The following is a 21685-nucleotide window of genomic DNA, read 5'->3' as shown; positions in this document are numbered from 1 at the left end:
CCGCCATCCTAGCCTTCACCGCTGTGCAAGGTGTTGCCCCATCCTGCGCCCTGCATTGCTTGGCGCTGCATCCCGCCGCTTCGCGCTTTGCAGCCGCCGCAGGTGCATGAGACGCAAGGCTTCGGACCAACGTGGGAGAAGGCAGATGGATCGCAGCGGGCAGGTTGCCCTCGTCATCGGCGGAACCGGTGCGCTGGGTGCAGCGATTGCGGCGCGCCTCGCGTCCGAAGGTGCGGACGTGGCGTTCACCTGGCACCGCAATGCAGACAAGGCCGCCGCGCTGGAGAAGACCATCGTTGCCCACGGCCGCCGCAGCCACGGCGCACAGGTAGCGCTAGACGATGCCGCAGCGGTCGGCGCATTTGTGGGCGAGGTGGTCAGCCGGTTCGGTGGGCTCGATACGCTGGTTTACGCGTCCGGACCGGCGTTCGAGCTCGCTTTTGTCGCCAAGGTCCCGCCCGCTGACTGGAGCCGGGTCATCGATGCCGATCTCAAGGGCTGCTTCCACGCCGTGCACGCCGCGCTGCCGCACTTGCGCGCGCGGCGCGGGTCGATTGTGGCGGTCACCGCTGCCGGAGTGGAGCGCGCCATTGCCCGCGACATCCTCTCGCTCGCCCCCAAGGCCGCAATCACCGCGCTCATGCGCGCCATCGCGCTGGAGGAAGGGCGCAATGGCGTTCGCGCCAATTGCGTGGCGCCGGGCTATATCGCAGGCGGCATCGGGCAGGACATCATGGACGCCGTCGGGCCAGAGATGGCCGCCACGCTGGTCAAGGCCGTGCCGCTGCGGCGCATGGGCACTTGCGAAGAAATCGCCGACGCGGTCGCCTATCTCAGCTCGGCACGGGCCGGTTACATAACGGGCAACACCCTGTTCGTTTCGGGAGGCATGGAGCTTTGACCGGGCCCGCGCGCATCACCTATCGCGCCATGCCCGGCGGGTGGAAGGTCCGCTGGGACGAAGACCGGGCGACGCGGGCACGCGCGGCAGGTGTCTGGCCGGATCGGACCATTGCGGACATGGCAGCCGATCTTGCCGCACGCAGCCCAGAGCGCCTGCACATGATCGACGGCGACCACGCGATTACCGTCGGCGAGGTCCATGCATTGGCGAGCAGGTTGGCCGGCGCCTTCATTACGGCCGGACTTGCGCCGGGCGATACGATCGCCTTCCAGCTGCCCAACTGGTGGGAAGCAGCCGTCATCAACCTTGCTGCCGCAATGACCGGGCTGGTGGTCAATCCCATCGTCCCGATCAACCGCGATACAGAAGTCCGCCTGATGCTCCAGACTTCGCGGGCAAAGGTGGTCTTCATTCCGGGCGAGTTCCGCGGCTTCGATCATGCAGCGATGCTGGACCGGGTGCTGCCCTCGCTCGACATGGCGCCGACAGTCGTTGTGGTGCGTGCAGAGAAAGGCCGGTTTGCGACTTTCGACGATCTCCTCACCGCGCCGCCGCTGGCTGTCGTGCGCGAAGTTGATCCCGATGCGGTCAAACTGCTCATGTTCACCTCGGGCACGACCGGGCGGCCCAAGGCGGTGCTCCACAGCCACAATACGCTCCATGCCGATAGCGTGCGCATGGCTGCCGCGATGGCGGTCACCGCTGACGACACGATCTTCTGCCCCTCGCCGATCACCCATGTCAGCGGCTATCTCTGGGCGCTCAACATGCCATGGGTAACAGGTGCGCCGGTGGTTTCGCTGGATACCTGGAAGGCAGGCGCGGGGTTTGAGTTGCTGCGCCATCACCGCTGCACCGTGATGCTGGGCGCGACCCCCTTCCTGCGCGATATCGTCGATGAAATCGAGGCGCGCGGGGAAACGCTGCCCGATCTACGCAACTACATCTGCGGCGGGGCTGCAGTCCCGCCCGCCTTGATCCAGCGCGCAGCGGAAGTGCTGCCCAATTGCATCCCATGGCGCACCTTCGGCGCGACCGAGACGACCACGATCACACGCGGCCCTGAAACTCGCGCAGACTTGCGTCTGGGCGCCGAAAGCGATGGCCGGCTCTATGGCGTGGACGTGAGGCTGAAGGACCCGGTGTCACTTGCCGAACGAGGACTGGATGAGGAAGGCGAACTCTGGGTGCGCGGACCCGGCGTGACGCTGGGCTATGCCGATCCTGCCGACAATGACGCCGCGTTCGATGCCGATGGCTATTTCAGGATGGGCGACCTCGTGCGGATCGTGGAGGGCGATCACATCGTCTGCACCGGCCGGGTCAAGGATCTCATCATCCGCGCGGGCGAGAACATCAGCGCCAAGGAAATCGAGGACGTGCTGCTGGCCAGTCCGCTCATAGCCGAGGCCGCCGTCGTCGCCATGCCCAGCGCCCGCACCGGTGAAGCGATCTGCGCCTTCATTGTCGCCGCGACGGGCGCGCTGCTGACCCGCGAGGATATCGATACGGTGATGGCGGCAGCCCTGCTCGCGCGGCAGAAGATGCCCGAGCACGTGGAGTTCGTGACCGATCTGCCGAAGACCGCAGCGGGCAAGGTCCGCAAGGATGACCTGCGCGCCCGTGCCGCCGCCATCGCTGCATCGAAGTCAGCCTAACTGCGCTTTCCGCGCGTCGGGCCGACCGTCAGCTCCGTCGCCACGCGCGCAGGCGGGCGCTCGATCACTTCGAAGATGCGCTGGTAGCCGATGCTGGCGATCAGCCATTCGCCCGCTTCCTTGCGGTATGTCTCGAAGTAGTAGCCCGCGCCGGTCATTTCCTCGCCGCCTTCGATCCGGGCATAGTCGAACACCGGGTTCGCCTCGGTGAAATAGACGATGTCCTGCAGCCGCCAGATGCCCTCGGCGGTCGTCGGACCAGTCAGTTTGATCTCGGGATGCAGCGCGACATGGCTGCTGACAAAGGCTGGCGGGATCAGTTCCCGCAGGAAATCGACGATCTGCCGCCGCCCGGTGTGCGTGAACGCGCCGCCGGTATACCACGCGTGGGCATCCTCGGTGAAACAGGCCTCAAGCACGTCCCACTGCTGCGTATCGAGCCCGCGCAAGTAGCGATACTTGAGCTGCGTGATCTCGTGAAACTCGATCAGGTCCTGCACCGTCGTCATCGTGGTAATCCGCCCCTCCCGGCTTGCCGCGCGGTCATGCCGCGCAAAGGTTTCCGCCATCGATGCGAAAGTTCGATCCGGTGATCCAATCACCGCCCGGCCCGACCAGAAAGCCGACCATGGCGGCGACTTCTTCCGGCCGTCCCAACCGCCCGAGCCTGACCCCTACCATCTCGGCAATCGCCGGCTCGATTTCGGCCCAATCGCGCCCGGCGTTCTCGGGCATGGCCATGAAGTAATCCTTGAGCAGGGGTGTCACGATGTAACCGGGCGAAACAGTGTTCACGGTCACGCCCTCTCCCGCCACGGTCATGGCCAGACTGCTCGTCAGCGCGGCGAGCCCCGCCTTTGCCGCGCAGTAGGCCGGAACCTGATCGGGCATCGGACGCTGCGCTGCGATGCTGCCGATCTGGACGATGCGTCCCCACCGCTGCCGCCGCATCTCGGGAAGGAAAGCATTGATCAGCCGCACCGCGGAGGCCAGATTGGTCTGGAAGCTCTCTTCGAAAACTTGAGCCGAACTGTTTGACCAGCCCTCGTTGCCGGCGCCGCCAGCGACGTTGACCAGAATTTCGATGGCGGCCACATGGCCCAGGGCTTGCTCGGCAACACGGCCAGCCGCCGCATCATCCGTCAGATCCCCGATTGCCACATGGGCCGAACCGCCTGTCGCCCGGATGGCCGCCGCAACGGCTTCGGCCCGCGTTCCATCGCGGCCATGAACCACGACGACCGCACCTTGCCGCGCCAGTTCGGCCGCGATGGCTGCACCAATGCCAGACGAGCTGCCCGATACAAATGCCGTGCGACCTGCCAACGTTGAAGCCATCGCGCTTGCCCTTCTCGATCAGGCCCTCTGGCCACAACACGAAGATGGCAGCGGCAGAACAGCGCGAAAATGCACCTGCATGCAGCCGCGATTGTCCGTCCCTGCATTCCGCGCACCCGAACCGGCAGGACAGCGAAGCGGGTTTGCACGCAGGCGCGAGACACGGGCGCAACCATGCGCAAGTCCATGTTCAGTGTGCAGAATTACCCGAAATAGGCCTTCAGGCGATCTGCCGAACGGCCCTTGGCAACAACGCGCGACTCATGATACACATTCTGCTCATTGGATAACTATTCTCAGAATTGCCGGAATCCGCGCTTTCGATGAGTTCTTGAGCGACGGCCTCGCCCGGACAAATTCCGGGAGATCAAGGTCGGACCGAGTTCATCCACGGTGCGACAACGATGAGCCAGAAAATGCCAGAGAGTGCCAACAGGCACCAGCGGCCAGAGGGGTGAGGATCGGCGCATGCGAACGCTATTCAATTTCCGCGGAAGTGATGCCCAGGAAATGCGGCAGACCTACAGCCGTCTTGTCCGCGAAGAGTTTTACGATGGCGAGCTTGGCACCGATACATCCGATGTCCTCGACCTTCGCGTGGACAAGGCACTCGGCGATCCGATCGGTCTGCTGCGCGTGCGCTCGAACATCGGCATTTCCTACCGCCGCACCTGGTCGCATATCCGCAGCAACAATGTCGGCGTCCGCGTGATCTGGTTCATCCGGCGCGGTTCGCTCAAGCTCGTGAGATCGCAAAACTCCTGCTCGATTTCGACCAGCGAATGCGCGATCCTTGATTCCGGCCAGCCGTTCTTCGCGCAGGCCACCCCTGATGCCGAAGGCGTGTTCGAAGCGACGCAGGCCGTCGTCCCGGCGCGCCTGTTTTTCTCCCACCTCCCCGGCGCAGTCGAGTTCGACCAGCCCTTCACGATCGATTCCGAAGACCACAAATTCATCTGGAAGCTGCTCGATCTGCTCATGGGTGAAGGCGAGCACATCACCAAGAGCGCGGCGGAACCGCTGGTCACGGCCTTTCTTGAAGCCCTCGCCAGCAACATCAGCGCACTGACCACGCCGCTTGCCAACCGCAAGGAAAAGCTGGTCGACAAGCGACTGGCCGATATCGAGGCCTATATCACCAAGCATGTGACCGACCCGGACCTGATGTACGACGACGTCGCCATCAACTGCGGCATTTCACCGCGCTACCTGTGCTACGTGCTCAAGGCCAACAACACCTCGTTCTCCAATCTCCTGTGGGGCCAGCGCCTGCCGTTGGCGCGCGAATGGCTGGCCAAGCCGGAACTGCAGGATTTCCCGATCCAGGAAATCGCCTTCCGCGCCGGGTTCAAGAGCGCGGCGCATTTCAGCCGCATGTTCCGCGCAGCCTACAAGGTTTCGCCCAAGGAATATCGGTCAATGGCCCTCGCCAACAACACCCTGTTGCAGGATGGCGGGCGGGTGGCTGCCAATGACGAGGCCTTCGGCATGATTGCCGACGGCCTGCCGAGGAACCGCGCCGAGGTGAACTGATCTTGGCGCGCGGTGCCTTAGCGCTGCAAAGATTTGCCCCTGCCCGCAATCACGCTTGATCGGGGTTCCGAAGCCTCTTGTCTGCAGCGTGCCGACCCCGCATCGATCAGCGGAGGGACGGCGACAGGCAATGTCCTGGAGAGGCTGATATGTCTGACAACAGCATACTTGCGCGGCTTGATCGGCTCGAATCCTGCGAAGCCATCCGCACCTGCCTCCACCAGTACGCCCGCGCGATCGATCGCCGTGACGGCAAACTGATCGACACGATCTTCTGGCCCGATTCCACGGTGGAGTATGGCATCTACAAGGGCACCGGCGGTGAATTCTCAGGCCTCATCCACGAATGGATGGACGGCGGCTTCAAACTGACCGACCATCTCCTCGGCAATGTCACCATCACCGTAGAGGGTGACCGCGCCCACAGCGAAGCCTATCTGCTCGCGTTCCACCATCTCGTCCGCGAGGATGGCACGATCTTCGACTGGCTGGTCGGAGGCCGCTATCAGGACCGTTTCGAGCGCCGCAATGGCGAGTGGCGCATCGCCTTCCGCCGACTGATCTATGACTGGTACCGCGAATGGGACGACACGCGTGACTGGGCGGTAGGGCTGATGGGCGTGACTAGCGAGCACGCGCAGACCGGTGTGCGCGCACCGGATGGCTGGCTTGAGCGCGACACGGTCTTGAACGCCGACCTGTCGTAAGCTCGTTTGCATATCCCCACGACTCTCCGAGCACCGCAGTGACCGTCCCGGAACGAGCGAAGACGGACGAGATGAAGCGCAAGAGGTTTGCGGACGAGCAGATCGTTGGCGTGTTGAAGGAGGCAGAGGCCGGCGTGAAGTCCGCTAACCTGGCACAGCGGCAAGCCACGGATGATGGCCAGCGACGCGGAAACGATCTTTGCAATGGGATCAGGCATGCCTCATCCCACGGCTCTAATCAGAACTGAATGAAAGTCCCGTGGCAGGTCAGCCATTTCAACATCAACCTGAATCATGAACTGACATCATGGCAAAGCTCGGATAGCCACAAAGCAGCCAAGGCTGAACCTTCACATGCCGAACTCTGTCGGGATCATCTTTGTCGGACGGAACAATCGCACCAAGCGATCCGATACACTTGAAAAGGTGGAAGCGGCACTCAAGGCCGATGGCGTAAGCGTTCACTCGTTCACCGCGCCCCGCATCATAGCTTCCGACCGCATCAACAAGAGATTAGCCCAACTCTGGCCGGCAGTCGCAGCGAGTTTCGATCGCACGCATCCATTCCATCTTCGAATGCTGAGGTTGCTTCTCAAAGGCTTGATGGTCCTTTGCGCGAATGAGCGCTGGGATTTCGCCAGGGCGCTGTTTCTGCCAAAGTCGCTCACGGCAGTGCAAGAGCTAGCACGCTTTGTAAGCCGCTCCCCATTTCGCAAGGTCCACCTGATTACACACTCGGCTGGAGGGATCACGGCTACGAAGATCTCAAAACACCCCAAGATCGTGAGTATCTGCTGCTTCGGCTATCCCTTCAAACACCCAGAGCACCCGTCAGAAAGCTATCGCGTCCGACATCTGGCCGAGGTTTCCAAGCCGTTCCTGATCGTTCAAGGCACTTCCGATGAGTATGGGCCGCCCTCGCCCAGCCTCAGAGCGATACTTCCGCCTCATGCGCAGATCGTCGCACTCGACTGTGGTCACGACTATGCCACCATCAGCGACGCTGAGTTTGAGAAAATGTGGATCGCCCTGCAAGATCTCATTGCCGAACCAAAAGGTGCCCCGAACGCTCGTCAGCTTCAAGGATAGCTCGGCCTATCGCCTCCGGCTGCAGCAGACCTAACTGCGCAGCTCAAAACTGGGCAAATGGCAGCATGACATTGGCGGCACGGGCTTTCCGAGGGTTCAACCGGCGCTCATTCCGCCATCCACTGAGAAGTTGGCGCCTGTCACATAGGGTGCTTCGTCCGACAGAAGCCAGCAGATGGCGCGGGCCACGTCTACCGGCTGCCCCAGCCTTCCAACTGGGATCATGGCATCAAGTGCATGGGCATCACCACCGGTTGCGCGCAGCAGGTTGGGGGTTTCCGTCGCACCGGGGCAAACCGAATTTATCCGAATGCCGCTGTTCGCATAATCCAGCGCGGCGGCTTTGGTGAGACCGACAACCCCATGCTTCGCCGCCACATAGTGCGCGATTCCGGCCACGCCCTTCAGGCCGAAGATAGAGGCGTTGTTGACAATCGCACCGCCGCCACCTCGCAGCATCAGCGAAATCTGCGCCCGCATTCCGTTGTATACGGCCTTCAGGTTCAAATCGAACACCCAGTCAGACTCGTCGGCAGGCGTTTCGTGCAGTGGCTTGAAATCGGCGTGCCCGCCTGCATTGTTGACCGCAAGATCAAGCCGGCCTAATTCCTGTCCGATCCATTCCATAAGACCTTCCAGATCGGCCCGATCGGCTACGTCGGTCGCGCGGATTACCGCCTTGCCGCCATTGGCCTTTATGCGATCCGCCGCAGCGCGAATGCGTTCCTCACTGCGCCCGGCAAGCACCACCGTTGCCCCCCGCGCGGCAAGGAGCTGTGCAGTAGCTTCCCCCATGCCACTGCCGGCTCCGGTAACGACCGCAATTTTCCCCTGGAACGGCATGAACTTCGATCCTCTAACGTTGGTGATCAGACAGGCTGGGCCATAGCTTTCGAGCCTGCATACCTGCGTCGATGCGACCATCGATACGTCAGTTTCTGGCTTCCACAAAATCGATGCCGGGATTTTGATGTTCAGCGCATCCAGCTTTGTGCTTGGGAACGGCTAGGGCGGTAAAGCATTAAAAAACTTCAAAAACTGATAAAATGTTGGCTACCCAGCGCCCGTAGCTCGGCTGCGCGATTGACCGCCCAGCACAGCCCAAAACCATGTGATAAGCCTTGCGACTGGATTTTCACCATCTCGGACCACGCAAATCACTGTTGCCATTTGGAAATTAGGTAGCGGCGGAGAGCTCTTTGGCAGGGCTATAAGCAATTGATATCAAATTTCTTTATTAGCCAACTCTCGTCAACACCCCCTGCCCTGCGACCTTTTCGACGACCATTGCGCGAACCGAAATCAGCCGATTTCCAACGTGGGCGCGGACGGCATCGAGCATGTTCCGCCGACACCCATGGCATGGTGTCGGCGGTGTGTGATCAATTCGCTCGGGCCGCAGTTGCGGCAAAGGGAACTTATCCTTCGATTGCGTGTGCCTTGCCGCCCGAAATGTACGGCACCTTCACGCCCTTGTTCGCGCCGGTCCACATCTTGATCAGATCCAGCACGGTTGCGGCATCGAGCGTCGAATGGAACTGCCCATCATCGGTGAAGCCGATGTTGGACCCGTGCACGATGAACAGGACGACGGTGTCCTCGGTGTTGGTCGCCGGCACTTCGAAGGTGTGCATCGAGGATGCGGGCTCATAAAGGTACGAGCCCGGCACTTGCACCTGATCGGGATACTCGCTGTAAAACCAGCTACCCTTGAGCGTGTAGCCATGGACCGAACCGGTATGAAGGTGGGTTGGCATCGTGATGCCGGGGGCAAAGATGCCCATGACGACCCAGACCCCCGCTTCCGCATCGATCATCAGCGGCTGGAAGCTGATGCCGGGGCCGGCGCCATCCTTGAGGATCGGAATATCGTTGACGTTGAGCGTCAGGAGCTCGTCCTGCGGCAAAAAGCTGACGGGCGCGTTCTTGGCAGCTTTGGTCTGGGTCATGCTGGTCTCCTGCAATGGAATGGGCCTGCCGTGATCGGCGAGGCTGGTGTTCACGGGACGATCACGATCTTTACGTCCTGTTCGGGGTCCTTGAGCCGCGCGAACGCGTCTTCCACGCCGTCCAGCGGAACATGGCCGGTAATCAGCGGGGCGACATCGAGCTGTCCGGAGGCGATCATGCTGAAGGCCTGCGCATATTCCTCCAGCGTGAAGGCGATGCAGAAGACCAGGTCGACTTCCTTGATGATGCCGTAGGACGGGTAGAACTGGTCCAGTTCCATGCACAATCCGGCCACGACGATCTTGCTGCACGGCGCCGCCCCGTTCAGGATCTGCTGGATCATGCCGGGGATGCCGACGCATTCGAACACGATCGACTGGCGATAGGCATGGCCGGGGAACATCTGCGTCTGACGTCCGATATCGGCGACGTCCGTGGCACCGGCCAGCGCCTTCCAGCTGTCGTAGGGCGAGGTTTCGCGCGGATCGACGACCACATCGGCGCCCATGCGATGCGCCATGGCGCGGCGTGAAGGCGAGAAGTCTGCCGCGACGATCGGGCCGATCCCGCGGGCCTTGAGCACCGCGATCACGGCAAGGCCGATCGGGCCGCAGCCGATCACGATCGGCACGTCCTTCATCCCCGGATTAGCGCGGCCGACGGCGTGGATGGCCACGGCCAGCGGTTCTGCCAAGGTCGCCAGATCATTGGGCACATGGTCCGGCACCGGCATCAGGAAGGGTTCGGACAGCAGCATGTATTCGCTGTAGCCACCCGGCGATTGCGGGCTGCCGAAGACGAGCGAGGCCGGTGGATCGCGCAGCAGGAACGGCACCGAAACCGCGCGCGAACCGGGGGCCAGCGTCTTGCGACAATCAGGCCCGTATTCAAGCACTTCGGCGCAGATTTCGTGGCCGAGGATGACCTTGTCGTCGAAACCGAACAGATCGATCCCCGCGACCTTCTTCGCGCTGTCGAGCAGTTCCCGGCCATGCGCGACGCAGTGGATATCGCTGCCGCAGATGCCGCAGGCTAGGGTCTTGACCAGCACTTCGCCGGGGCCGGGCTGCGGGATCGCGAATTCCTCGACCGCCAGCTTGCCCGATTGCATGACAACGGCGCGCATTACCGCATGCCCGTTTGAGCGCGGCCGGTGCGGCAGCTCGGCGTTGAGAGCGTCTTGATCATTTCAGTCCTGTCCCTGCAGCGGCATCGGATGGCGTGCGCTTTGTTCAGTGGATAGGACGATACCGGCTGAAGGTCGTTCCAGCTTGCCTTTCAACGAAGAAAATTTGATTTTTGACGACGCAGTTTTACATCGGCCTCAGGACCTGGCGAGGACGGCCTGCCGGTTCTGCCGCGAAACAATGAGCTGCCGCGGGGTCATGCCATACCAGCGCTTGCAAGCACGGGTGTAGACGCACTGTTCAGCATAGCCGAGCATGGCAGCGATCTGCGAGACGCGGTTGATCCGGCCCGACAATTGCCATGCCATATCCTTGCGCACGCCATCGAGGATCGCCTCGAATGTCGTCCCCTGCTCGGCCAGCCGCCGTTGCAACACGCGGGGGTGCACGATCATCGCCTTGGCCACGCTCGCTAGGCTGGCCTGATCGATCTTGAGCATGCGGTGGATCAGTTCCTGCACATGCTCAACCAGCGGCAGCGCCCCGGCAACTTGCGAAAGATAGTTTTCCGCCAGCGCAAGGATTGTCGGATCGCGGCCGGGGATCGGCTTGCTCAGCATCGCCAGCGGGAAGTGGATGGCATTGTGTTCGCAGGCAAATTCCACCGGGCAATGGAACACGTCGCGGTAGACCTCGCGCGGCGACATTGCGCGGTGCTGCATCGTCACGCGGATCGGCGCGAAATCATCGCCGAGCATCAGGCGCAGCGCATCCATCGTAAGCGCGAGGCCCTTCTCGATCCAGTGATCGCGGAACGCCATCTGCCGCAGCGCGATTTCCAGCGTGAACACGGCGGTGCTCTCGCGCCGTTCGAGCTTGGCGATATCGGGCGGCGCGCAGTGATAGAGGTAGCGGCACACTCCATCGAGCGCATCGGCCACGGTGGCGGCATGGCGGATCAGCACGGCCACCGGGCCGAGGCTCTGCACGCCCTGCCGCTGTGCCAGCCGCATGGCGAAATCGGGGCGGCGGAGCGCGTCCGCCGTCACGCCCATCAGCGTTGCCACGTCGGTGTAGTTGACCAGCCGGTCCGGGCAGCCTGCCGCCGCCACATCGATCCCTTGCCCGGTGAGCAGCGCCTCGGGATCGCCTCCCAACTCTTTCACGAGCGGGATGTAGTGCAGCAAGACGGTTCCGCTGATCAGGTCCATGTCGTCAAAAGCTAAATCAAATTCGCTTCTTATCAATCTTGTTTTTGTGCGCGTCGCCCTGCTGCCATGACCACAAGGCAGAGTGGCATTTTTCTGCGATGCCCATTATATATGATGCTGAACATGAAGCGGGTTCGCCCGATCGGAGTTACGTGGAATGAGAGTGAGTCGCGAGCAGATGGCGGCCAATCATGCGGGTATCCTTGAGGAAGCCAGCCGCCAGTTTCGCGAACGCGGCTTCGATGCCGTTACCGTGGCGGATGTGATGAAGGGAGCCGGGCTGACGCATGGCGGCTTCTATGGCCACTTCGAATCCAAGGACGATCTGATCGCCAAGGTGCTTCAGCACCTCCTGGCCCGCGGCGAAGGGCCGATCGACGATCTGGCCGCGTGGCAGCAGACCTACCTTTCACCAAAGCACCGCGACGAACCCGCGCTCGGCTGCCCGGTCGCGAGCCTCGCTGGCCTCATGGGCCAGCAGACGCCTGACGCGCGAACAGCGATGGCCAAGGGCATTGAAAGCCAGATCGAGCGCCTTGCGGAGGCTATCCCGGGCTCGACCGCCGAAGAACGCCGCCGCGCTGCCATAGGGCAGTGGTCCGCCATGGTCGGCGCGCTGGTACTCTCCCGCGCGGTGGGCGATGCGCCCTTGTCGCACGAACTGCTGGATGAAACGCTGCGTTGGCTCGATCAGCGGAACCATGTGCCCGAACGGACGGCCTGAAAGATGGTCAGGCCATAGACTACCAGTCCTAGTGCAATTCCGGCGAACAGGCCGTCCACAGACCCAGTCAGGCGCACGAGCATCCAACCGCCGCCAAGCGCGATGAAGATGCGTACGAAGCCCGCCATCAACGGCCAGGTCAGCCGCCCGGCCCCTTGCGAGGCGAAGTAGAGCGAGAGGCCCAGCCCGAAGAAGCCGTAGAACGGTCCGACCATCCGGAGATAGGCGCTGCCGGTGCGGATCATGTCCGGGTCCGTGCTGAACAGGCCGAGCCAGGCACCCGGCCAGACTGCGGCGATCAGGCCGATGGCTTCAGTAAGCCCGAAGGCCATTGCGCCGCCCGCCAGCGCGATCTTCACCGCCCGTTCCTGCTGGCCCGCACCGATATTGGTACCGACGAGCGCCACCAGCGGCGCACCGATCCCGAAGATCATCGGCACAAGCAGATATTCGAGCCGCGCGCCGGTGCCGTATCCCGCCACCGCGCCAACGCTTGCAAAAGAGGCGACAAGGGCGGTTGCGCCACCGATGGTGAGGTTCGTCTGGATGGATGTGATCGCCGAAATCGCGCCGACCCCGAGAATGCTGCCCAGCGCCGTGCGATGCAGGCGGACCCAACGGAACCGCACCGAGCAGCGCCCCGCCAGGATGTACCAGGCCAGCGCCGCCGTGCCGAACACGTAGAACAGGATCATCGCGACCCCGCCGCCGGCAATGCCCATCGCCGGAACCGGTCCGAAGCCGAAGATCAGCAGCGGCGAAAGCGGTACGAGGAACACGAGGCCGATGCAGATCACCACGGCAGGAAACAGGATGTTGCCGGTGCCCCGGATCACGCTGGCAAGCGCGTTCATGATCCAGATGAACACGTTCCCGCCGAACACGATGGTCGAATAGACAAGCGCCGCTTCAAGCTCGCCGCCGCTGCTGCCCATCACCCGATAGATCGGACGGCCAAATAGCAGGAAGATTGCGGAAAACATGAGGCCGATGGCGGTGTTGATGACCAGCGCATGGAGCACCAGCCCATCGGCATCGTCGCGCCGTCCGGCCCCAATCGCCCGCGCCACGGCCGAGGAAATGCCCCCGCCCATCGCTCCGGCGGAAATCATCGTCATCAGCATCACCGGCGGGAACGCCAGGGCCATGCCCGCCAGCATATCGGTGCCGAGCCGCGAGACGAACCACGTCTCGATCAGTCCGGTGGAGGATTGCGCCACCATGATGAGGATATTCGGCCAAGCCATCGCCAGCAGCAGCGGCACGATCGGAGCCTGCAGCAGGCGCTGCGTGCGCAGGTCTGCCCGGGTTGCGGTGGCGGGTGTGGACGTTTCTGTCATGGCTCAGGACCGCCGATACATGATGTTCAACATAAAAAGTCAAGGCGCGTTTACGCTTCCTGACAGCACGCTGCGCATGCGTTCTCCAGGTCGTGAAATGCAAAATAATGGTCACGGGAAGGCAAGCTCTGCTGCGGGGCTTCTGCCATCCTTTCGCGCCGGAAAGCGGGCGCGCCTTGCTGTGCGCAGGCCGCGCGCTCCTGTTTCATCACAGATCGGAAGGCTCCACGGCGATGCACTCGGAATGGCAAACTCGCAGCGTTCAGGCGAATGGCCTGCGCATTCACCTCACCATGGCCGGATCGACCGGGCCGGTGGTCCTGCTGTGCCATGGCTTCCCGGAATCATGGTATTCGTGGCGGCACCAGATGCGGGCGCTGGCAGCAGCCGGGTATCGCGCCGTGGCGATGGACATGCCCGGCTATGGCCGTTCCTCCAAGCCGACGGCCCCCACCGCCTACCGGGTGAACGCCATGGTCGAAACCTGCGTCGGCGTAGTCCACGCGCTGGGGGAAACCGATGCCATCATTGTCGGCCACGATCTTGGCGCTCCGATTGCCTGGACGGCGGCGTGGACCCGGCCCGAAGTGTTCCGCGCGGTGGCGGGCCTCAGTCTGCCGTTCGGCGCACGGGGTATTGCCTGCCTGCCCGGCAACCCGTTTGGCGAGAAGCGGCCCGAACAGGCGGTGCGCGAACTCGCCGGGCCGGGGATGATGTTCTACCACGAATACTTCACGCTTCCCGGCGATGTTGCCGCAGCGGAGGCCGAGCGCGATATCCGCAACTGGCTTACTTCCACGCTCTACACGCTCTCTGCCGACCGCCCCCTGCCGCCCGAACTCGCCGGGATCGACCTCACCACTCTGCCCGATGAAATAGTGCGCCAGTTGGTGCGCGCAGCCATGGCGGTGCCGCAGGGATCGGCGCTGGGCTCGGTGCTCGAGCTGCCGGACGTGCTGCCGCAGTGGCTCGATCAGGCCTCGCTCGATTTCTGCGTGGCGGAACTCGAATACAGCGGCCTGCGCGGGCCGCTCAACTACTACCACAATGCCGAACTGGACTGGGAAACGCTCGGCCAGCATCAGGGCACGCCGCTCACCGTGCCTGCGCTCTATATCGGCGGGGACCGCGATATCGTGACGGTGTGGAGTCAGGAGGCTCGGACCCGCGCGGGCGAGGTGATGACCGACCTGCGCGGCGCGGTGATCATTCCCGAATGCGGCCACTGGATCATGCAGGAACAGCCGCAGGCCACCAACGAAGCGCTGCTCGGCTTCCTCAAGACGCTTTGATCGCTGACGGGAACCCTCCCGCTGGAGGGTTCCCGCAGCTTGCTCAGAACTTCATGCGGGCCTGCACTGAAATCTGCCGTCCCTGTGCGAAGATCCCGGTCAGGGAATTGGAACCGAACAGCCCGGCCGCAAGCGGCACCGCGCCGCCATAAGTCAGCGGGCGCTTGTTGGTGACGTTCTTGGCAAACAGGGCCAGCTGCCAGTTTTCCGAATCCGGCGAGAGCGCGAGGCGAAGGTTCACCATCGCATAGGCGTTCTGCACCGCCTTGGGATCATAGAGCGGCGAAGCGTCGTACCGACCCTTGTACGAGACGTCCGCAGCTGCGTTCAGCTTGTAACCCGTGAACACCGGCATGGTGTAGTCAACTGTCGCGGTCCCTTCGAACTTCGAAACGAGCTGAGCCGGCTTGCCGTTGTAGCTGCACAGATCAGCCACCCCATCGCCGTTGAGATCGGTGGTCGGCGTCTGGCCGAAATAGCACTGGCCATTGGGATAGTTGGTGAACTTGAAATCGGTGAAGGCGCCGGCAGCCGAAATCGACAGGCGAGGTGTTACCGCCCAGCGTGCGTCGAACTCGATCCCCTTGACCTTCGCGGCAGCAGCATTGCCCACATTGTACCCGAGAATGCCGTCGAAGATCGCGACCTGCAGATCCTTGTACTTTGTCAGGAACGCGGCGACATTGAGCTGCACGTTGCGTCCGAGGCTGAATTTTCCGCCGACTTCATAGTTCGTCGCCTGCTCGTCGCGGAACTGGAATGAATCCGCCAGCGTCGCCGAGATCGACTTGTTGTTCGAGCGGAAATCGAACCCGCCCGATTTGTAGCCGCGCTGCCACGTGGCGTAGACCATCTGGCGCGGCGCGAATTCCCAGCGCACCTTCACGTCAGGCGAAAAGCGGCTGGTGCTGAACTTGCCCGAAATCGGAAGCTGGCCCAGCTTGCCGATGAAGAACGCACCCACCGGGCCAAGGTTCGCAAGGTTCTGCGAGGTGATGCCGAACAGGTTCGCATAGACCAGCGGCGCCGCGAACTGCGCGGCTGACAGATCGGCCCCATTGATATCGAGGATCGCGAGTGAGCGGTCGGCGCGCTTGCGATCATAGGTATAGCGTCCGCCCAGCTGGACAGTGACGCTCGGCAGGACGTGAATGTTGGTCTGGGCGAACGCCGAATAGACATCACCCACGATATGCGCGGTGCGGGCCGCCTGGGTGTCGGCGATCAGGTTGCCGAAGCCGGGCGCCTGCGCGTTGATCGCGCCAATCAGCAGCGAACCATTCGGCACGACGATCTGGTCCGCGTACTGCTGATCGCTATGGCCGTAGTAGGCGCCGAGGATGAAATCGAACTTGTCGTATTCGGGCGAGATCAGCCGGATTTCCTGGCTGGTCTGGTCAAAACGCTCGTCGAAACCGGCGGTGAAGATGTTGGCACCGGTGAAATCGCAGTCGCAGTTGTCGTAGTACTTGAGCCGGGTGAAGGCACTCAGGCTCTTGAGCGTGTAATCGCCCAGCTTCCAGTCCAGCCCGAGCGAATAGGTCTCAAGCCGATTGCGCGAGGTTTCGCCAATTGCGGCCCTGCGGCCATCGAACTTTTCATCCAGCACGTTGTCGGGCTGGCCGAACACGTTGAACAGGATCTGGCCATAGGTCAGGCCCTTGAACGGCCCTGTCGCGATCGGATCTGAGACAAAGGTTTCGCCGGTGCGGCCCTTGCGGTTGAACTGCGAAATCTCGACCTTGGCGGTGGCTGTCAGCGTGTCGGTCACATCAATCTCGGCCGTGCCGCGGCCGCCAATTTCCTCGAGCGCCGGATTGCGCCGCCCGGTCGCGAGATTGCGATCAAAGCCCTGCGAGGAACGATAGCGCAGTGCGCCGCGTACGCGGATCCGGTCGCTCAGCGGCCCCGAGATGTGGCCTTCGGTGGTGAAGTCCCGCGCGTTGAACTCGTAGGAGGTCGAAAGCCCGGCTTTCAGCGTGCTCGTTGGCCGGGCCGTGGTGATCGACAGGGCCCCCGCCACGCTGTTCTTGCCAAACAGGATCGACTGCGGTCCGCGCAGAACCTCGATCCGGTCGAGATCGATAAACGGCGCCTGCACTTCCTTGGCACGCCCATAATAGACGCCGTCGATGTAGAGGCCAACGGACTGCTCGAAGCCCTGATTTTCGCCCGATCCGATACCGCGAATGAAAATGCTTGTCGTGATGCCGACCTCGGTGAGCTTCAGGTTCGGGACGAAGTACTGGATGTCGTCGATGCGATTGAGGCCCTTGGATTGGACCGCCTTGCTATCCACCACAGAGACCGAAACCGGCACCGTGCGCAGGCTTTGCCCGCGCGCCTGCGCCGTGACGATGATTTCCTGAAGCCCGCTAGTCGTATCCGCCGTTTCCGCAGAGGCGGCAGAATCTGCTTCCGGCTGCGGTGTTGGCGCGGCGGTCGCTTCCGCCCAGGCCGGTGTGGCGCAAATCGTGGTGAAGGCGGCACCCGCCAGCAAGATGGTCTTGTTCATTTTCCCGCTCCCATTTTCTGCGCCGCGGTCTTGAATGCCGCCGCGCCCTGCTTGTTTCTGATCGGACCGGGGGCAGTGGCTTCAGGGCGCTGCCTGCCGATTTGGCACAGCCGCGCCTGCAAGCGCCGGGCTATGCCCATGCGCCAGATGCATCCTCAATCCCCCGCAGGCCGGTGTTGTCCCGCTTCTTGTGGTGCTGGTTACTGCCCAAATGCAGCGCGAGAGACTTGTCTTGAGGTGAATATAATTTGATATTTCACGACAGAGTGTGAGCCTGATCCGCAGCTCAAAATAGGCTCGCGAGAAATTCCGCGGGGCGCATTGACATATTGATGATGAGCATCATATTCCAACAAACATGATATCTGTCATCAAAAAATCACCCTCGAAAATTCGTCTCGAAAGGACACCCACGAAATGACCAAACCCGCCGTCCTCATCACCGGCGCCTCCTCGGGCATCGGCGCGACCTATGCTGATCGCTTCGCCCGCCGCGGCCATGACCTCGTGCTCGTGGCGCGCAATGCCGATCGCATGGAAGAACTGGCCGCGCGTCTGCGCGCAGAGACCGGTGTCACCATCGATGTGATGCAGGCGGACCTCGCGGTGGACGCCGATGTCGCCAAAGTCGAAGCGCGCCTGCGCGATGACAAGCGGATTGGCGTGCTCATAAATAATGCCGGCTTGGCGCTTGCCGGGGCGTTCGAAGCCCAGACTGCTGCCGACCTTGCGCAGCTGGTGGGCGTCAACACCGTCGCAGTCCTGCGGCTGGCCCACGCGGTCGCCCCGCGCTTCGTCGCTGAAGGCGCGGGCGCGATCGTCAACATCGGCTCGGTTGTCGGGCTGGTGCCGGAATTCGGCCAGACGGTTTACGGCGCGACCAAGGCCTTTGTGCAGTTCCTTTCGCAGGGCCTCGCCCACGAACTTGGCCCCAAGGGCGTCTATGTCCAGGCCGTGCTGCCCGCTGGCACCGCCACCGAAATCTGGAGCCGCGCCGGCGCAGACCCCTCGCAGGTGCCGCCGCTGATGGACGTCGGCGCGCTTGTGGATGCCGCGCTCACCGGGTTTGATCGGCGCGAGGCGGTTACCATCCCGCCGCTGCAGGATGGCGCACAGTGGGATGCCTATCAGGGTGCGCGCCTTGCCATGGTCCCGAGTTTTGGCGCGACGGTGCCCGCACCGCGCTATCTTGAAGCAGCCCAGTGAAGGCATACCTCCTCGATCGCTACGGCAAGCAGCAGCCGCTGCGGCTTGCCGTAGTGCCCGATCCCGTACCCGGCGAGGGCGACGTGTTGATCGAGGTTCACGCTGCCGCGCTCAATCCGCTCGACAGCAAGATCCGCGATGGCGCGTTCAAGCCCCTGCTGCCCTACAAGCCGCCGTTCATCCTCGGCCACGACGTAGCGGGGCGCGTGGTGCAACTGGGCAAGGGGGTTACGCGCTTCGCGGTGGGCGATGAAGTCTATGCCCGGCCGCGTGACGGGCGGATCGGCACGCTGGCCGAACTGATCGCGGTTCCCGCCGCCGATGTGGCGCACAAACCGGCCAACATCTCCATGATCGAAGCCGCGAGCCTTCCGCTCACCGCACTCACCGTTTGGCAGGCGCTGGTCGAGGATGGGCGCGTGGCGGCAGGGCAGAGCGTGCTGATCCATGCCGGATCGGGCGGAGTCGGGGTCGTGGCGATCCAGCTGGCTCGGCATCTTGGCGCAATCGTCGCAACTACGGCGGGCAGTGCCGGGGCAGACCTCGTCCGATCGCTCGGTGCCGAGCATGTGGGAGACTACCGCAAGCAGGATTTCGCCGCAGTCCTGCCGCCGCAGGACCTGATCATCGCCAGCCAGGATGCCGCCACGCTGGCCTGCTCGGCCGATCTGCTCAAGCCCGGCGGGATGCTCATCTCGCTGTCAGGGCCGCCCGATCCCGCCTTTGCCCGCGCACAAGGGCTGAACGCGCTGCTCCGGCTGGTGTTCACGGGGATGAGTTGGGGCATCCGGCGCAAGGCCAAGGCGCGCGGCGCGGAATACCATTTCCTGTTCATGCGGGCGAACGGTGACCAACTCGCCGAGATTGCCAAGCTGGTCGAAGCGGGCGCGATCAAGCCGGTCGTCGACCACACGTTCGCCCTCGAGGCCGTCAACGAGGCGATGGCCTACCTCGATCAGGGGCGGGCCAAGGGCAAAGTGGTGATCGATTTCGCCCGCTCTGCTTGAACCTGCTCGTCAGCCACCAAGCGTTCGTAGATGACCTCGAGAGCGATCGCGCCCAGCAGCAATACCCGTCATCGATCGGTCTCCTTGTTGGCAGCAGGGGCCAGCGCCTGCTTCAAGAAGGCGATGGTGCGCGGCCAGCCATCGGCGCGGGCAGCGACGTTCCCTTCTTTGCTGCCTCCAAACATCGTGATCATCGCCGGCACGCTATCACCGGCTGGCAGTTGCGGCCCGACCCCGAAATGACCGGCATCAGGATAAGCAAGCAAGGTTGTCGCCAGCGCATTGCCTTGCTCATCACGGCGGGCCTTGACGGCGCGCGCCATCCGGCAGGAGGGCCACAGTTTGTCGTCCTCACCGCACAACAACAGCACTGGCCCGGCGATCCGCTCAACGGGAATCGCTGCCTCGGGATGTTTGGCCGCATCGGCCAGCGCGGGGCCGTAGATGTCGCCGTTCCAGCCCACCGTGGTGATCGGCAGATAGGGAACGGGCTTGCCGCCCTCGCTCCAGCTTGAGGTCTTGACCGGGGCGAAGCTCCAATCGAACCCCTGCCACGCGACCTGCGAGGGCACGGCTGCGACGACAGCGGTGATATCTGCCCTCCGGCTTGCCACCAGCAACGCGGCTTCGGCTCCCTTGGAGGTGCCCATGATCGCGAGCCGCGCGGGATCGACACCGCTGTGGGCCTTCAGCCAGTCGAGCGCGCCGGTCAAGGTCTCGAGCGGAACCAACTCGAAGCGCTTGGGCTGGCCGGGTAGGCGGTAGTAAGCCAGCGCGAAGACCGCAAAGCCTTCCTGCGCCAGCAGACGAGCCTGCCCGTCAACCGCAGCGCCGAGCCCCCCTTCCGACCCGCCCAGCAGCAGGATTGCAGGACGCCGCCCCTCGCCTGCGCCGGGATAGAAATTGCCGACCAGCGTCGGCAGGCGGATCGGGGTGCCGCCTGCTCCCGGATCGACAAGTTCGATCGGTGGACCCCAGGGATGCGCCGCCAGCCATGCCCCGCCCGCGGTAACCAGAGCCACGCCGAAGCCGAGCGCGATGGCGCCCCGTTTCAATGCCTTGCGCATGGCTCAGCTCTCCTGCGCCGCAGGGCGGGTGAACCACCCCGGCAGAGGTCCAATGTCCTCGCCCCGGTCCATCGCCGCCCGCGCCGCGGTCATGATAAACTCCCACACGCGGCTGCTGAAACCAGGATCGACCTTGCCTTCCCAGTTCGCCATGTCCGCATACATGCGGGTCGTGCCTTCCCACATTGCCGGAGTCGCGTTGCGGCTGAAGGGTTCGAGCAGCGCGAACCACTCGCGCACGAAGACGAGCGCGGCATCGCTGCCCGGCTCCAGCGGCAGCGCCGCCTCGATCCTTGCACTGAGCGCGCGCCACTGCTGCTGATAGGCCTCTTGGCTGAACTCGGGCACCTCGGCCATGCGCTCGCGCCAATCGGCCTGTTCTTCGGGGGTGTAGTACTGGTCCACCACGTCCTGCCAGGCTTGGGACTGGTCGGTCATGAGTTTCTCTCCATCACGAATGAGCGAGCAAAGCGTCGCGGCATCGAGCGGCTCGCCTCGGCCGATGCGGGACAATGCGGTGTCGATCAGGCCGATGGCGTCGGCGATCTCTTCGGCCTGTTCGGCGAGTCGCTTGCGCTGCGCGCCCAGCATGGCGGCCAGATCGATCGGCTTGCGATCGAACAGGCGCTTGATGTCGCCAAGGCTGAGCCCGGCCTTCTTGAGTGCTACGATGCGCTGGATCCGTTCGAGCTCCTCGGGCCCGAACCATCGCCGGCCCGAACCGGTCCGCAGCGGCGTAATCAACCCGCGCGCCTCGTAAAAGCGCAACGCGCGAGAGGTCAGGCCGGTGCGGCGGACAACTTCATCGATGGGGAACGAATCACTCATGCGCCCTGTCTAGCGGTTGACGCTGGGTCAACCTCAAGCTCCGAATTCAGGGATATTGTTGACCGCGGTCCAAGTTGGCTTTGTGGCCGCATTCATGGTCAACTAGGTCGGCCCACTAATTCTGTTCGTATAGGTTCGTAGGTCATGGCCTTCGGACTGGGGTTGAATTGTAGCATCGCCAGATGGCGT

19 protein-coding genes are annotated in these 21685 nt (G+C 63.2%); 9 read left to right on the top strand and 10 right to left on the bottom strand.

Annotated features, from left to right (window positions below; all coding sequences use genetic code 11):
- Positions 1–145: 145 nt before the first annotated feature.
- Both NSE01_RS17025 and NSE01_RS17020 read left to right on the top strand, forming a co-directional pair.
- A complete protein-coding gene (locus NSE01_RS17025) occupies positions 146–901 on the top strand; it encodes an SDR family NAD(P)-dependent oxidoreductase (protein ID WP_147160849.1) in 756 nt (251 codons plus the stop codon).
- Positions 898–2562 carry an AMP-binding protein gene (locus NSE01_RS17020; RefSeq protein WP_147160848.1) on the top strand — a complete coding sequence of 555 codons (1665 nt, stop codon included), beginning with the start codon at positions 898–900 and terminating at the stop codon, positions 2560–2562. The genes NSE01_RS17025 and NSE01_RS17020 overlap by 4 nt, the downstream gene beginning before the upstream one ends.
- Here NSE01_RS17020 and NSE01_RS17015 read toward each other — a convergent pair.
- Positions 2559–3131, bottom strand: a complete 573-nt coding sequence (locus NSE01_RS17015; RefSeq protein WP_147160847.1) for a nuclear transport factor 2 family protein — start codon at positions 3129–3131, stop codon at positions 2559–2561. The two genes, NSE01_RS17020 and NSE01_RS17015, sit on opposite strands and share 4 nt — an antisense overlap.
- A complete protein-coding gene (locus tag NSE01_RS17010) occupies positions 3106–3900 on the bottom strand; it encodes an SDR family NAD(P)-dependent oxidoreductase (protein ID WP_147160846.1) in 795 nt (264 codons plus the stop codon). Before NSE01_RS17010 ends, NSE01_RS17015 begins: the two co-directional genes overlap by 26 nt.
- A gap of 468 nt (positions 3901–4368) precedes the next feature.
- On the opposite strand from NSE01_RS17010, the gene NSE01_RS17005 reads away from it, so the two are divergent.
- The 3 genes from NSE01_RS17005 (at position 4369) to NSE01_RS16995 (ending at position 7229) form a co-directional block, all read left to right on the top strand.
- Positions 4369–5433, top strand: coding sequence for an AraC family transcriptional regulator (locus NSE01_RS17005; protein WP_147160845.1), 1065 nt, complete (start codon positions 4369–4371; stop codon positions 5431–5433).
- A gap of 149 nt (positions 5434–5582) precedes the next feature.
- Positions 5583–6140, top strand: a complete 558-nt coding sequence (locus NSE01_RS17000; protein WP_147160844.1) for a nuclear transport factor 2 family protein — start codon at positions 5583–5585, stop codon at positions 6138–6140.
- A 354-nt stretch (positions 6141–6494) separates the two neighbouring features.
- Complete coding sequence (locus tag NSE01_RS16995) at positions 6495–7229, top strand: alpha/beta family hydrolase (RefSeq protein ID WP_147160843.1); 735 nt, start codon at positions 6495–6497, stop codon at positions 7227–7229.
- 96 nt (positions 7230–7325) lie between these two features.
- On the opposite strand, the gene NSE01_RS16990 is transcribed toward NSE01_RS16995, so the two are convergent.
- From NSE01_RS16990 to NSE01_RS16975, 4 genes are all read right to left on the bottom strand, one after another.
- On the bottom strand, positions 7326–8153 hold the full coding sequence (locus NSE01_RS16990; protein WP_218033296.1) for an SDR family NAD(P)-dependent oxidoreductase: 828 nt from the start codon (positions 8151–8153) through the stop codon (positions 7326–7328).
- Positions 8154–8647: 494 nt separating this feature from the next.
- Entirely contained in the window at positions 8648–9178 is a 531-nt protein-coding gene (locus tag NSE01_RS16985) for a 2,4'-dihydroxyacetophenone dioxygenase family protein (RefSeq protein ID WP_147160842.1), read from the bottom strand.
- A gap of 50 nt (positions 9179–9228) precedes the next feature.
- Positions 9229–10305, bottom strand: a complete 1077-nt coding sequence (locus NSE01_RS16980; protein ID WP_147160841.1) for a zinc-binding dehydrogenase — start codon at positions 10303–10305, stop codon at positions 9229–9231.
- Between the two features lie 198 nt (positions 10306–10503).
- Entirely contained in the window at positions 10504–11517 is a 1014-nt protein-coding gene (locus tag NSE01_RS16975; protein ID WP_147160840.1) for an AraC family transcriptional regulator, read from the bottom strand.
- A 157-nt stretch (positions 11518–11674) separates the two neighbouring features.
- Here NSE01_RS16975 and NSE01_RS16970 point away from each other — a divergent pair, with 157 nt between their 5' ends.
- The gene (locus NSE01_RS16970; protein ID WP_147160839.1) at positions 11675–12241 is read left to right on the top strand and encodes a TetR/AcrR family transcriptional regulator; all 567 of its coding nucleotides are present in this window, start codon (positions 11675–11677) and stop codon (positions 12239–12241) included.
- Here the strand turns inward: NSE01_RS16970 and NSE01_RS16965 are convergent.
- Positions 12208–13581 (bottom strand): MATE family efflux transporter, encoded by a 1374-nt coding sequence (locus NSE01_RS16965; protein WP_147160838.1) that lies wholly within the window; start codon positions 13579–13581, stop codon positions 12208–12210. The two genes, NSE01_RS16970 and NSE01_RS16965, sit on opposite strands and share 34 nt — an antisense overlap.
- A 107-nt stretch (positions 13582–13688) precedes the next feature.
- On the opposite strand from NSE01_RS16965, the gene NSE01_RS16960 reads away from it, so the two are divergent.
- A complete protein-coding gene (locus NSE01_RS16960; RefSeq protein ID WP_218033295.1) occupies positions 13689–14873 on the top strand; it encodes an alpha/beta fold hydrolase in 1185 nt (394 codons plus the stop codon).
- Between the two features lie 43 nt (positions 14874–14916).
- Here the strand turns inward: NSE01_RS16960 and NSE01_RS16955 are convergent, their stop codons facing one another.
- On the bottom strand, positions 14917–17388 hold the full coding sequence (locus NSE01_RS16955) for a TonB-dependent receptor (protein WP_147160837.1): 2472 nt from the start codon (positions 17386–17388) through the stop codon (positions 14917–14919).
- 417 nt (positions 17389–17805) lie between these two features.
- Here NSE01_RS16955 and NSE01_RS16950 point away from each other — a divergent pair, with 417 nt between their 5' ends.
- The gene (locus tag NSE01_RS16950) at positions 17806–18594 is read left to right on the top strand and encodes an SDR family NAD(P)-dependent oxidoreductase (protein WP_147160836.1); all 789 of its coding nucleotides are present in this window, start codon (positions 17806–17808) and stop codon (positions 18592–18594) included.
- Positions 18591–19601, top strand: a complete 1011-nt coding sequence (locus NSE01_RS16945) for an NADP-dependent oxidoreductase (protein ID WP_147160835.1) — start codon at positions 18591–18593, stop codon at positions 19599–19601. The genes NSE01_RS16950 and NSE01_RS16945 overlap by 4 nt, the downstream gene beginning before the upstream one ends.
- Before the next feature lie 68 nt (positions 19602–19669).
- Here NSE01_RS16945 and NSE01_RS16940 read toward each other — a convergent pair whose 3' ends face one another.
- Together NSE01_RS16940 and NSE01_RS16935 are read right to left on the bottom strand one after the other, a co-directional pair.
- The gene (locus NSE01_RS16940) at positions 19670–20668 is read right to left on the bottom strand and encodes an acyl-CoA thioester hydrolase/BAAT C-terminal domain-containing protein (protein ID WP_147160834.1); all 999 of its coding nucleotides are present in this window, start codon (positions 20666–20668) and stop codon (positions 19670–19672) included.
- Positions 20669–20671: 3 nt separating this feature from the next.
- Positions 20672–21496 carry a MerR family transcriptional regulator gene (locus tag NSE01_RS16935; RefSeq protein ID WP_147160833.1) on the bottom strand — a complete coding sequence of 275 codons (825 nt, stop codon included), beginning with the start codon at positions 21494–21496 and terminating at the stop codon, positions 20672–20674.
- Between the last annotated feature and the right edge of the window lie 189 nt (positions 21497–21685).

Source organism: Novosphingobium sediminis (assembly GCF_007991615.1).
Taxonomy (GTDB): Bacteria; Pseudomonadota; Alphaproteobacteria; order Sphingomonadales; family Sphingomonadaceae; genus Novosphingobium; species Novosphingobium sediminis.
Note: the sequence above shows the minus strand (reverse complement) of the source record. Positions and strands in the feature narration are given on the sequence as shown.